Raw genomic sequence first — 13438 nt, forward strand, 5'->3', positions numbered from 1 at the left:
TTCCTTTCTATCTTAGCTGATTCGCCACTTGAGGTAGGCATCGATAAAACCATCAAGGTCTCCATCCATCACCTTATCTACCTGAGCAACTTCAAAGCTTGTACGGTGATCTTTTACCATAGTATAAGGCGTGAAAACATATGAACGGATTTGGCTTCCCCATGTGATTTCTTTTTTCTCACCTTTAAGGGAATCAACTTCCGCAGCTTTCTTTTCTTGCTCCATTTGATAGAGCTTAGCCTGCAACATCTTCATGGCACGATCTCTATTTCCATACTGGGTACGATCGACCGTTGATTGGACGACAGTTCCCGTAGGAATGTGTGTCAAACGCACACCTGTTGAAACCTTATTGACGTTTTGTCCACCAGCACCACCTGAACGGAAGGTATCCATTTTGATATCATCTTCACGAATCTCCACTTCGATGGTATCATCCAACTCAGGCATAACCTCTACGGATGTAAATGAAGTATGGCGACGTTTGGCAGAGTCAAATGGCGAAATACGGACCAAACGGTGAACACCCATTTCTGATTTAAGTAGGCCATAAGCATTGGGTCCTTCAAAAGACAAGGTAACAGACTTGATACCTGCTTCATCACCAGCCTGGTAATCCAAGACTTCTACTTTAAAGCCTTTGGCATTTCCATAACGAGTATACATACGAAGCAACATATCGCCCCAGTCCTGTGCCTCAGTACCACCAGATCCTGGATGGATTTCTAAGATTGCATTATTATGGTCATAAGGTTCTGACAAGAGAAGGGTCATCTCGTAGCTGGTCATCATCTTATCCAGTTCTGTCAACTGTTCGACCAGTTCATCATGGACTGACTCGTCTTCTGCTAAAAAGTCCAATAAAATCTCAACTTCATCCTGCAACTCTTCCATTTTACGGAAGGTGTTGTAGGTGTTTTTTAATTCATTTAATTCTTGCGACGTTTTTTGGGCCGCGATATTATCGTTCCAAAAATCAGGTTCTGTCATCTTGTTTTCCAAGATGGCAATCTCTTCCTCTAAGCCTTCGAGGTCAAAGAGACCCCCTAAAAGAAGCTAATTTTTCACGATTTGCGTCAATTTTTTGACGAATTTCTGAAATGTCCATAGATACTCCTTTTCATATCGTTTTATTATACCATAATCTCTCATTTCTTTCCATATTTTGCTTTTCACAGCTTTTGATGGCAGAAGAAAAGAGGCTCTAAAGCCTCTTGTTTAAAGGACTTTGGCAGAGGTATGAGTAATCTCCTCCACTTGAATTCCTTCTTTTTCAAACTTATCTTTTAATGCAGTCAAATCGATTTTTCCATCAATTTGAACTTCGATGACGACCTTGCCATCCTTACGTGGAATGTTTACAGTATGGGAAATATTTAAATCCTCTTCTACAATTAAAGCTACAATTTTCCCCAGTACTCCTACTTCATTTTCTGTAATGAAACGAACCCGAATCCCCTCTTCTCCGTATCCGGCGATTTCCAAGAAAGCCTGAAAAACATCGCGATCTGTAATGACACCGTAGACCTGATGATTGTCTACGACTGGTAATATCCCAATTTTATTTTTCAGCATCAGGTAGGTCGCATCTTCTAGACTAGCATAGCCAGAAACCGTCACGACATCTCGAATCATTACATCTTTTACTTTGGTTTTATTCAGAAGATAATTCATCTCATAGATAGAGAGACTGGTTGCTTTAGATGGGCTGGCTTCCGCAATGGTTCCTTCTGTTACCAATCCGACTAATTGATCGTTTTCGATAACAGGTAAACGGTGCAAGCCTTGCTCGCGCATCAAATCTGCTGCATGTGCTACAGTCGTATCTGGACTGATATAAACTACCTTACGGGTCATGAAATCTTTAACTGCCATGAGACTTCTCCTTCTATATTGCTACTTTTATTATACACTTTCTTAGAAAATCTATCAAACGCTTTCATCTCTTTTTCAAGATTTTGAATAATCTGAGAAGTTTGCATAAAATACCAGTGTAAGTTAAAAGGGAACCGAAGTCCCCTCTCTTCTTAAATCGTAACAGTGTCTCGATCTTTTATCATATAACGTTTCAGTGGGCTAAGACTAGCTAACCAGTATAATAGACCGCCAAATAGCGCAGTAAATCCGCTACCCGTTGTGATTAAAAAGATTGGACTTTGAATTTGTGCAGTGACAGGGTTGTAGACAAATAGTACCGCTACCAATAAGGAGATAAATACGCAAGACAAGCCAACTAAGTTAAATCCTTTAGTAAACTCGTAGGCGTCATGCCCTTCAAGGAAATAGGCTGAACGCAAGTCGAGTTTTCGTTTTCTTAAGATAAAATAGTCGACAACAATCATACCAATAATTGGCCCTTGAATATAGGCAGCTAGGGAAATGAAGGATCCGAAATACTCTTCTACTCCTCCCCAGATAGTGAGTAGACTCACGTAAACCATGGCAATCCAAACCATTAGTTTATAGCTTACTTTGGGCATCCCACTTTTTACAATCATACAGTTCACGTATGATCCTGTCCCCTGGGTTCCAATATTAGCAAAGGCTACTAGTAGTAGACTTAAGAGAGCAAAGGCTGGGGTGCTTAGAGTTGATAGCATGGTTGTTGGATCACTTTCATACACGCCTGTTTTGACAAACATGGCTAGAGCCATGACTCCACCTGTCGCAACGAAGAATGGAGCCACAACTCCGTATGATAAGGCTGTAGCCCAATAACCACTGCGTTCTGATTTTGCTAAACGTGGTAAAACCAATGCTTGTGTAGACCAAGAAAAGGCAAAGGCAACATTTCCTTCTCCGGAGAGCATGAAGCGTTCTAATGGCGTCAAATCTCCTTGAGTGGCTGGTTGGATATTCATAATATCCGTTATAGGAACGGCGACAAAGCAGATTCCAACGATAATGAGACCGACAATCAATAAGGCGATAACCAAGAAGCGATTGGTCCATTTAATCACTTCTGGGCCACCAAGAGCAATGAGAGTTCCAAGCAGAACACAGAGGGTACCAAGAATAGGCGCCCATACTCCCTTGTCCAAACCAAGACCAAAATTATTTGCCAAATGGATCATGGAACTAGCAAAAAGATTGGCCGCAACAGCATACCATCCAAAGTTAGCCAAGCTAATAATGGTTGATAACAGGGCTACACCTCTTTTTCCTAGAACAGCTCTCAACCAAATCCACAAATCAATTCCATACTTAACCGCAAACAAAATAGGAAGACATTCAATAAAGACCCAGATAATGTTAAAGCTAAAAATATTTATCAACATTTGATTAAAGGTCAAATATTGAGCTACATAGGCTCCTTGGGTATAACACCAAGTAGCAATGGCAAAACCACTTGTCGATAGAAAGAGATCCCAGAAAGAATACTGACGATCCTTATTGGTCATGGGAACAATTCCGGTTATGGTTTCTTGTTGGATATAGTCATTCATTTTAGACATGTTATTGAATTCCTCCCGTCATTGCTAAGATAATCAAAATAAGGTTGATTAGGACTATGGAGATGATTAAAATGAAATCACTTTTTAGGAAGGGTTGAACAAACTCGTAGTTGGGCGACTCCATTTCTTCCAATCTTCTCTTTGTTTCAGTTGCTACTAATTCTTCAATTTCAGATGTCGTTTTCATCTTAGTTTTCCTCCAAATACAAATCAAGAGCTAGTTGTCCATATTGTTTGGTATAGCGATACCAGATGTAGAGAAATTCACCAACTGGTTTTCCGACACTCTCCTGGAACAAAGCCCACAAGAACCAATAATATGAGGTTACTGCTACATAAGCCAAGTAGTGACGTTTGGTTTTCCTATCTGGTACTTCCTGTAGATACAATTCCAGTACTTTTTCAGCATCCTCCACGGTATAATTGGAACACGCGATAAAGGTGCCCAAATCTCCTGCTGGCTCTCCCATTCCAGAATATTCCCAATCAATCAAGCTCATTTCGCCTGCTTCATTCAACAAGAAATTAGGACTATAGGAATCTCCATGACAAAGAACAACCTGTTTCGGATCGTTCTGTAAATAATTTTTGAGAAGTGAAACAGTTTCATCCAATTCCTCGAGGCCATCAAATTCAAATCGATTTCTAGCCTTCAATTTTTCTCTAAAATCATCAATTCCTTCAAATTGGTCAAAGGAATGTTCCGTTTTTTCTCCAGATTGGTGTAACCGTCTCAAGAGGTCCATTGCTTGTGCCACATCATCCCAATTATCATAATCCAGTTGCTTAGCATTGGGAATAAATTCTGAAATTTTCCAGCCCTCATCCTTGTTCATAGCTACGAAGGTACGGTCAATCTTTAATTTTGCAGCAATTTCCATTGAAGCTGCTTCACTAGCTCGGTCGATATAATTTTCTGTTCCCCTACCCGGATGACGGTAAACATATTTTTTCCCTAGACAGTCAAATGAAAATGATGTGTTGGTTAACCCATCTTTTAGAGGTTTGATATTGACAATATCTGAAGCCACACACTTTAATGTCTTACAGATATTATCAATAATGGCCGAATCTGCATTTACCAAATAACGTTCATCAAATTGACGGAGTTCATCTAGTGAATCAAATTCTTTAACAATATCCGCTGAATAGTGGCGGGCTTCTAAAAGGAGTTCCTTGACATGGCGACTATAGTAATCCTCCCAAAGCTGTTCCCGATAAGGTTCGTGTTTAAACTCGCTTTCTAAAATTTCCTTGAATTTCTCGCTAAATGCACGGTCGAAATAAACGTGCCCCACCATGGCCCAAGTATTTTCTCCACCAATTTGGATATCAATGATGGTGTGATTCGAATCCTCTATCGCACAATATTCGTCCGTTTGACCTTCTGCAAATATCGTCGAGTAATAACCACTATAAATATATTGCTCAAACGGATTTTCCACAAAATAATTATCCGATGAACAAATATAAGTGTTGGAAAGTTGATCTTTAACCAACATAAGAGATGAGCAGTTATTGTATTTGTAGTAATCATTATTCACTACAATTTTTACACCAAACTTCTCTGCAAGATAGAACATTTTTTCTTGAAGATAGCCTACAATAACAGTTATATCTTCTATTCCTGCTTCTTGCAGCTGTCTGATTTCCCTCTCTATCAAGCGTTCCCCCTTGACTTGAAGCAATCCTTTTGGAATCTCATAAGACAAAGGAGCAAAACGACTACTCATGCCAGCAGCCATTATAATGGCATTTTTTACTCGATAGGGTTCTAAAACTTTCTGGCCTAGTTCAGTTAAGTGATGCTCCTCATCAAGCCACTTCTCTTCTTTCAGTTTTTTCAATAATGTGTTGATTGTTCCTAAAGATAGGTCTAACTCTTCAGCTAACTGTCGCTGAGTAAATGTCTTTTCTTTATGTATCAACATAAAACGCAAAAGTTTAAATTGTTTTTCTGTTAGCATTTCTAAGTCCTCCTGTTCAATTTTTTCTTACTCATATTATAATATGAACAAAAATGACTGTCAATTCAAATAGGGAAACAATGAGTAAAAATTAAGACCTTCTTCCCTTTCCTCAAAAAACATATAAATAAAAGAGCTCCTTATTCTGGAGCCCTGAAATATTTTATATTTTTGATAAGTAAGATAAGTAGTCGTATTAGGTGTCGCTTGGCTGCAATCCTTATCCTCCGACTAAAACAATCCACTGGATTGGATGATTACTTACGCAATCTCTATCTGCCGAATAAAAAGGTCCCCCGGACTATAATGATGATTACTTCGTAATCTCCATCTGCAACCTAAACTAGTCTCCCAGACTAAAGGAGAATTGCTTACGCAATCCTTATCTGCCGACTAAAAAGGTCCCCCAGACCTTTTTAGCCACCTAGGTATGCTTTTCTGACTTCATCTGATGCTGCGAGTTCTTTTCCTGTTCCTGATAGGACAATCTTTCCTGTTTCAAGTACATAACCTCGATCAGAGATAGCAAGGGCCTTGTTAGCGTTCTGTTCAATTAGGAGAACTGTTGTTCCTTGCTTCTGAATATCTTGAATGATATCAAAAATTTCTTGGATAAAGATCGGGGCAAGTCCCATTGACGGCTCATCCAAGAGAAGGAGCTTAGGTGTAGACATGAGAGCGCGTCCCATAGCCAGCATCTGCTGTTCACCACCTGAAAGAGTTGCCGCATCTTGGTTTTTGCGTTCTTCCAGACGAGGGAAACGTGAAAAGACTTTTTTCAAGTTAGCTTGATTTTCTTCACGATTTTTCTTTAAAAAGGCTCCCATTTCCAAGTTTTCCATAACAGTCAAGCCTGGAAAAACATGGCGTCCCTCAGGGACTTGTGAAAGGCCACCTGCTACGATTTTTTGCGCAGGCAACTTTTGAATTTCTTTTCCCAAAAACTCAATTTTACCAGCACTTGGACGAACCAAACCTGAAAGGGTACGAAGAATGGTTGTTTTACCGGCACCATTGGCACCGATAAGGGAAACAACTTCACCTTCATTAACCTCGAAACTTACATCACGAACTGCTTGGATCATACCGTAATGCACAGAGAGGTTTTCAACTTTTAACATAGACATCAGGCTTCACCTCCTAGATAAGCTTCGATAACGCGTTTGTTGTTCTTGATCTCATCCGGAGTCCCATGAGCAATCAACCGACCATATTCAAGAACATAGATACGCTCAGTAACTTCCATAACCAAATTCATGTCATGTTCGATCAGCATGATGGTAATTTTAAATTCATCTTTGATACGACGGATCAATTCTGTCAATTCAGCTGTTTCTTGTGGATTCATACCAGCTGCAGGTTCGTCCAAAAAGAGAATCTTGGGTTCAGTTGCCAGAGCACGAACGATTTCTAATCGACGTTGTTGGCCATAGGCCAGATTCTTGGCAAGAGTATCTGCGTCACCATCCAAATCAAAAATCTTCAGCAAGTCCAAAGCTTTGCTTTTTAATTCTTCCTCGTTCTTATAAAAAGCTGGTAGGCGTAGGAAGCTCGCAAGAACATGTTGTTTATGATGATTGCTAAATGCAATCAAAACATTTTCCAAAACTGTCAAGTCCTTGAACAAACGAATATTTTGGAAGGTACGACTGAGACCAAGTGAGGCAATCTTATAGGGAGTTTTCCCATTTAGGAGGTGACCATCTAGTGTCACAGTACCTTCGCTCGGTTCATAAACACCAGTCAAGAGATTGAAAAGGGTTGTTTTACCAGCCCCGTTTGGTCCAATCAGACCAACCAATTCTCCCTCGTTCAATTCAAGAGTGACATCTCCAACAGCTGTTAGACCGCCAAAATGTTTGGTTAACTGTTTAACTTCAAGTAATGCCATTAGTTTTGTCCCTCCTTCTTCGATTTTTTAAAGAAACGTGATAGACTCAATTCCCATGTCCCAAGAAGTCCACCTGGTCTGAAAATCATGACCAATACAAGAGCCAAAGCGTAGATGATCATACGTACGCTTGCTACATCCTGAAGGAGCATATTTAAAATTCCTAAAACAATCGCTGAAACGATGGTACCAGTAATCGATCCAAGTCCACCAAATACAACGATAATCAACACATTGATGGAATTAATAAAGGTGTAATCTTTTGGAACAACAGATCCGATAAAACCAGCCTGAAGTGAACCAGCAATACTTGCTGTAATAGCACCAAAGACAAAAGCGATAATCTTGATCTTTGTAGTGTTTACCCCAACGGATTCTGCAGCAATCTCATCCTCACGAACAGATAGAGTAGAGCGTCCAATTGGACTACGTAAGAAGTTGAGAGTTGCAATAGTTGTGATCACCACAAATAGATAAACCATTTGCCAGTTGGTAAAGTTTGGAATACCCAAGATACCAGCAGCACCGTTGGTCAAACTTCCACCATTAATGATAAAGATACGAATGATTTCTGAAACACCTAGTGTCGCAACAGCCAGGTAGTCACCCTTCAAACGGAGTGTTGGAATCCCAACGAACAAAGCGACTGCACCAGAAATCAAAGCGCCCAAGACCATCGCTCCAAAGAAAGCACCATAGGTTGGTGATTTTGAACCAATAATCGCTGCTGCATAAGCCCCAATCGCCATAAAACCTGCATGACCAAGTGAGAATTGTCCTGAAAAACCAACGATTAAGTTCAAGCCTACTGCAAGGATGATATTAATCCCAATTTGTTCTAAAATTTGGACATGAAATAGATTGAGAACACCAGCAGAAACCAGTACACTAATCAATCCATAACCCGCTAACAGAAGGAATAACCAGAGAATATTTACTTTAAGATTTGTCTTCATTGTTTACACCTTCTCTTTCACATTCTTACCAAGGATACCTGCAGGTCGAACAATCAGAATCAAAAGCAAGATCCCATATACGATGGCATCACGGAAATCAGACATACCGAAGGCAGTAGCAAATGTTTCCAACAAGCCAATCACAAATCCCCCTAGAGCTGCACCAGGAATAATCCCGATACCACCAAGAACGGCCGCAACGAAAGATTTCAGACCTGGAGTCACACCCATCAAAGGTTCAAGAGAGTTGTAGTAAAGGGCAATGAGGACACCTGCTGCACCAGCAAGAGCTGAACCCAAAGCAAAGGTAAAACTGATTGTACGATTTACATTAATTCCCATCAATTGAGCCGCGTCACTATCAACTGATACCGCACGCATGGCTTTCCCCATTTTTGTTTTTTGGACGATCAATTGTAATAAAACCATCAAGAGTACAGAAACTGCTAAAATCATCAATTGAACATTTGTCAAGCTAATTGGTCCCAAGTCAAAGCGGACTGTTTCAATTGCTTGAGGAAAGGCACGAGTATTGGCGCCTACTAGATAAACCATTCCGTATTCCAGTAGGAAAGACACTCCGATGGCAGTAATCAATACAGCAATACGTGTAGAGTGTCGTAAAGGACGGTAGGCAAGAAACTCAATCACAACACCAAGTAGTGCGGTTCCTGCCATTGAAATAATTAAAGCTAAAAAGAAATCCATTTGGAAAGAATTAATCAAAAAGTAACCAATAAAGGCACCCATCATGTAAATATCACCGTGGGCGAAGTTGATGAGTTTGATAATTCCATAAACCATGGTATAACCCAGAGCCAAAAGTGCATAAACACTACCCAGAATTAGACCATTCACAAGTTGTTGGAGCATAGCATTCACTCTTTTCTATCCTTATTTTTTAGAAAATTTCATTATTTTCACAAGTTCATAAACACCGAAACAGGGAGTGAGTCAAAGGCTCATTCCCCATTTCAATTACTATTCTAATGTTATGGTTTTACAACTTCTGCTTCTTCAACTTTACCATTGTTCATGGTCATCATGTAAGCAGTTTTCACAGTATTGTGGTCAGCATCAAAGCTTGTTTGACCAGTTACACCATCAAAATCTTTGGTTTTAGCAAGGTTGTCCTTGATCTCACCTGAGTTTTTAGCACCTTTTGCAGCATTTGCTACTAGGTAAACTGAGTCATAGGCCAAAGCTGAGAATGTTGAAGGCTCTTCATTGTATTTAGCACGGTATGCTTCAAGGAAAGCTTTAGCTTTTGCAGAAACATCAACTGTAGTTGAGAATCCAGAGATGAAGTAAATGTTTGATGCTCTTTCAGCAGTTGCTTGTTGAACAAATTCTTCACCGTTAAATCCATCACCACCAATGATTGGTTTATCAATTCCCATACCACGAGCTTGGTTTACAATTTTACCAGCTTCTGTGTAGTAACCTGGAACTACGATAGCGTCAAACTCTTTCCCTTTCATTTTAGTAAGGGCTGCTTGGAAGTCAGTATCACCTGCTACAAACGTTTCATCTGCTACAATCTCACCCTTGTAGGATTCGCGGAAAGATTTAGCAATACCTTTTGCATAGTCACTAGCGTTGTCAGTATAAAGAACAACCTTCTTAGCATTCAACTTGTTTGTTACATAGTTAGAGATAATCTTCCCTTGGAAGCTATCTTGGAATGTTCCGATAAATAGGTAATCTTGACCTTTAGTCAAACCGTCTTGAGTAGCACTTGGTGAAATCAATGGCACTCCAGCTTTAGTAGCGTTAGCTACAGCTGCAGCAGTTGCACCAGATGTCGCAGGTCCTACAATAGCTGCTACTTTTGATTGGGTAACAAGGTTTGTTGTAACAGAAGCTGCTTCAGCAGTTTCTGACTTGTTGTCTTTGTCTACAACTTCGATTTGTTTTCCATCAATTCCACCTGCAGCGTTGATTTCGTCTACGGCAAGTTGGGCACCTTTTTGTTCAGCTGTACCGTAAGCTGCCACAGCACCTGTCTCTTCAAAGTTAAAACCGATTTTAATTGTTTTTTCGTCTACTGGATTTCCAGTTGTGTTTGACGCTCCTGACTTGACCTCCCCACAGGCAGCAAGAAGAGCCACACTAGCAAGAGCCACAAAAGATAGGGCAAATTTTTTCTTCATTTTTAATCTCCTTATAGTTGTTTCAAAAATTGTATGTTAAGAATATACCGAATTATCAGAAAATTGTCAATGTATTTGTTTAATTTTTTAAATGATAACGTTTTCTTCAGTCCGATAGAGATTCCCAACGAAGGGAGTTTCTAGCTCTTGAATATGGCAACGTCTAATTTTCTTGATATATCTTTCCTTACCTAATCTCTCAACCAAGTCATCTAGCTCCTCAGTTGGAACATAGAGCTGCAAGTAACGATGTTTTTTGGAATGGTAACAGATATCACCGTATTCCTGAATTTTTTTTGCATCTCGATTATAGTAGAGATAGATGATTAATCCTGATCGATTTGTTTTTTCAAACATGAGGAATCCTCTTTCTAAGAAATCTTCTCCTATTATATCAAAAAAAGCAAACTCCGTCGAGTTTGCTTTCTAGGTTGTTCAGCTTAACGAATTATTGGCCATGATTTCATCAATAAAGCCATATTCAAGTGTTTCTTGGGCACTCATCCAGTAATCACGTTCCGCATCTGCATGAATTTGCTCGACTGATTTACCAGAGTTATCTGCAAGGATTTGCTCCAAAGTCTTACGAGTTTTGAGCAAGTGCTCTGCAGCAATTGCCATATCTGTCTGTTGGGTACCACCACCTGTACCACCCATTGGTTGGTGAATCATGTACTCTGCATTTGGAAGCATGAAACGTTTGCCTTTTGCGCCACTTGATGCAATGACAGTCCCCATGGATGCAGCCATCCCCATAACGATAGTTTGGACATCTGCCTTGATAAAGTTCATGGTATCAACGATTGCCAAACCAGCTGAAACAGAGCCTCCAGGTGTGTTGACATAAAGATAAATATCTTTTGTACTGTCTTGGGCATCCAAGAAGAGCAACTGAGCAATAACGGAGTTGGCCATGTTGTCTTCAACTGGACCTGTTAGCATGATGATGCGGTCTTTCAGAAGACGAGAGTAAATATCATAGGAACGTTCTCCACGGCTTGTTTGTTCAATAACTACAGGAATCATTCATTTCTCCTTTTATGTTTTATGTTGAATTTTCTTAGTCTTACGACTCAATACAAAACTATTATATCTTTTTGGTCAAAAAAGGTCAAATTTTTGCTCTATTCTCTAAACAGAAACAAAAACTCAACCTCCTTTCAAGTCAAAAACGAACTTCTAGTTTCACTATTTACTTTGGGATTTTATTTAGTACCGAACAAGCGGTCTCCAGCATCTCCAAGACCTGGAACGATATAACCGTGTTCGTTCAAGCGTTCATCCAAAGCTGCTGTAAAGATCTCTACATCTGGGTGTGCTTCTTGAAGAGCTTTCACACCTTCTGGAGCAGATACTAGGCAGACAAACTTGATATTTGAAGCGCCTCGTTTTTTAAGGGAATCTACTGCCAAGATTGCTGAGCCACCTGTTGCCAACATTGGATCAACGACAAAGATTTGACGTTGGTCAATATCCTCAGGCAATTTCACCAAGTATTCAACTGGTTGAAGGGTTTCTTCATCACGGTACATACCGATGTGTCCAACTTTGGCTGCTGGAACCAAGCTCAAGAGGCCATCTACCATCCCGATACCTGCACGCAAGATTGGGACAATCGCCAATTTTTTCCCAGCCAATTGTTTTTGAACGGTCTTTGTGATAGGTGTTTCGATTTCCACATCTTCAAGTGGAAGATCACGAAGTACTTCATATCCCATCAACATTGCAATCTCGTCTACTAGTTCACGAAAAGCTTTTGTAGAAGTATCTGTACGACGCAAGATTGACAATTTGTGTTGAATGAGTGGATGATTAATGACTTCAATTTTTCCCATTTTCTGAATTCCTTCTTTCAATTTATTCTTCTTATTATATCAAAAAACGGTTTAAAAAGCTTTCTAAACCATTTATTTTTATTAATTTTTAAATCAAATCTGCCTCTTGAAGAGCCGTCTGAACAGTCTCTAATGGTAAATGGGTTAACTCGGTGCCTTTTTCTTGATAAAGGTACTGGGCATAGTCATCCATTCGGTACTGGTTGATATAAACCACGCGCTTGCAACCAACTTGTAGCAGTTGTTTGGTGCAGTTCAGACAAGGGAAATGGGTCACATAGGCTGTAAATCCTCTGGGAACCCCTCGCTCAGCCCCTTGGAGAATAGCATTGACCTCGGCGTGAAGGGTTCGAACACAGTGACCTTCAATGACCAGACATTCGTGGTCAATACAGTGCTCCGTTCCTGATACGGAACCATTGTAGCCTGTTGAAATGACTTTATTGTCCTTAACGAGGACAGCTCCCACCTTGGCACGTTTGCAGGTCGAACGATTGGCAATCAGTAAAGCCTGGGCTGCAAAGTACTCATCCCAAGCCAGTCTTTTTTCTGTCATAAGTCTTCTCCTTATCCCCTATTTTTTGAAAAATGGCAAGCGTAAATCTGCAATCTTTTCAGCTGGAACCTTCATGCCATCCTTGATCCATTTGAGCAGAACCGATACGATGGCAGAGCTCCAAAAGGAATGAAGGTAGCTACTGACACCTTTTGATTTCCCGTGGTATTTTTCTAGAAATTCCTGCATGGCTTGGACAAAAATCTTTTCCAAATGATAGTCCAGAGCAAGTTGGATAACCTTGGCTTCTTTCTTGGCTGCTCGAAAAAGGTGAACCCATACTAGATAAAGGTCGGTTTTGACATCGTAGTGGCTCAGCTGTTCCATAATGTTATGGACACTGCGTTTAAAGACACTTTCCAAAATCTCTTCTTTGGAGTCATAGTTACGATAGAAGGCGGCACGAGAGACGCCCGCACGTTTGACCAGCTCCGAAATACTGATCTTGGCCAAGTCTTTTTTCTCTAGAAGTTGCAAAAGAGCCGTCTCGATTGCTTCTCTGGTTAAAAAATTGGATTCTTGATTTGATTTTCTGAGATTTTCAAGAGATTTTTCAGATATTTTACGTTCAGACATAACAATTTCTTTCTACTTGTGACAACAGAGAGGTGGTACTTTTGTTTCA

General features: G+C 40.1%; 15 protein-coding genes. All 15 read right to left on the reverse strand.

The genetic code is table 11. The features are described from left to right. Positions 1–12: 12 nt before the first annotated feature. Positions 13–1108 (reverse strand): peptide chain release factor 2 gene (prfB, locus tag NYE79_RS06990; RefSeq protein ID WP_096753628.1). Its coding sequence is split into 2 segments (ribosomal slippage): positions 13–1035 and positions 1037–1108, totalling 1095 coding nucleotides; the frame shifts between segments, so codons are not numbered across the junction. A gap of 110 nt (positions 1109–1218) precedes the next feature. Further along, complete coding sequence (locus NYE79_RS06995; RefSeq protein ID WP_000268643.1) at positions 1219–1875, reverse strand: CBS domain-containing protein; 657 nt, start codon at positions 1873–1875, stop codon at positions 1219–1221. 152 nt (positions 1876–2027) lie between these two features. Then, positions 2028–3455, reverse strand: coding sequence for a cytosine permease (locus tag NYE79_RS07000; protein ID WP_000041471.1), 1428 nt, complete (start codon positions 3453–3455; stop codon positions 2028–2030). 1 nt (position 3456) lies between these two features. Beyond that, positions 3457–3642 (reverse strand): hypothetical protein, encoded by a 186-nt coding sequence (locus NYE79_RS07005; RefSeq protein WP_000859102.1) that lies wholly within the window; start codon positions 3640–3642, stop codon positions 3457–3459. 1 nt (position 3643) lies between these two features. Then, the gene (locus tag NYE79_RS07010; protein WP_084944417.1) at positions 3644–5422 is read right to left on the reverse strand and encodes a phosphotransferase; all 1779 of its coding nucleotides are present in this window, start codon (positions 5420–5422) and stop codon (positions 3644–3646) included. A 416-nt stretch (positions 5423–5838) separates the two neighbouring features. Then, positions 5839–6549, reverse strand: coding sequence for an ABC transporter ATP-binding protein (locus NYE79_RS07015; RefSeq protein WP_000062204.1), 711 nt, complete (start codon positions 6547–6549; stop codon positions 5839–5841). Continuing rightward, positions 6549–7313, reverse strand: a complete 765-nt coding sequence (locus NYE79_RS07020; protein WP_001186014.1) for an ABC transporter ATP-binding protein — start codon at positions 7311–7313, stop codon at positions 6549–6551. Before NYE79_RS07020 ends, NYE79_RS07015 begins: the two co-directional genes overlap by 1 nt. Then, positions 7313–8269 carry a branched-chain amino acid ABC transporter permease gene (locus NYE79_RS07025; protein ID WP_000856260.1) on the reverse strand — a complete coding sequence of 319 codons (957 nt, stop codon included), beginning with the start codon at positions 8267–8269 and terminating at the stop codon, positions 7313–7315. Before NYE79_RS07025 ends, NYE79_RS07020 begins: the two co-directional genes overlap by 1 nt. Before the next feature lie 3 nt (positions 8270–8272). Beyond that, positions 8273–9142: a branched-chain amino acid ABC transporter permease gene (locus tag NYE79_RS07030; protein ID WP_000941413.1), complete on the reverse strand. Its 870-nt coding sequence runs from the start codon at positions 9140–9142 to the stop codon at positions 8273–8275. A gap of 119 nt (positions 9143–9261) precedes the next feature. Then, on the reverse strand, positions 9262–10422 hold the full coding sequence (locus NYE79_RS07035; protein WP_049500092.1) for an ABC transporter substrate-binding protein: 1161 nt from the start codon (positions 10420–10422) through the stop codon (positions 9262–9264). An 87-nt stretch (positions 10423–10509) separates the two neighbouring features. Then, on the reverse strand, positions 10510–10779 hold the full coding sequence (locus NYE79_RS07040; protein WP_000462101.1) for a YlbG family protein: 270 nt from the start codon (positions 10777–10779) through the stop codon (positions 10510–10512). Positions 10780–10857: 78 nt separating this feature from the next. Further along, entirely contained in the window at positions 10858–11448 is a 591-nt protein-coding gene (clpP, locus tag NYE79_RS07045; protein ID WP_000613467.1) for an ATP-dependent Clp protease proteolytic subunit ClpP, read from the reverse strand. A 179-nt stretch (positions 11449–11627) separates the two neighbouring features. Then, entirely contained in the window at positions 11628–12257 is a 630-nt protein-coding gene (upp, locus tag NYE79_RS07050) for a uracil phosphoribosyltransferase (protein WP_000515974.1), read from the reverse strand. Between the two features lie 88 nt (positions 12258–12345). Then, complete coding sequence (locus NYE79_RS07055; protein WP_000136994.1) at positions 12346–12813, reverse strand: cytidine/deoxycytidylate deaminase family protein; 468 nt, start codon at positions 12811–12813, stop codon at positions 12346–12348. A gap of 18 nt (positions 12814–12831) precedes the next feature. Beyond that, complete coding sequence (locus NYE79_RS07060) at positions 12832–13389, reverse strand: TetR/AcrR family transcriptional regulator (protein WP_000003897.1); 558 nt, start codon at positions 13387–13389, stop codon at positions 12832–12834. Between the last annotated feature and the right edge of the window lie 49 nt (positions 13390–13438).

This window comes from Streptococcus sp. FSL W8-0197, from assembly GCF_037963785.1.
Classification (GTDB): Bacteria; Bacillota; Bacilli; order Lactobacillales; family Streptococcaceae; genus Streptococcus; species Streptococcus oralis_CQ.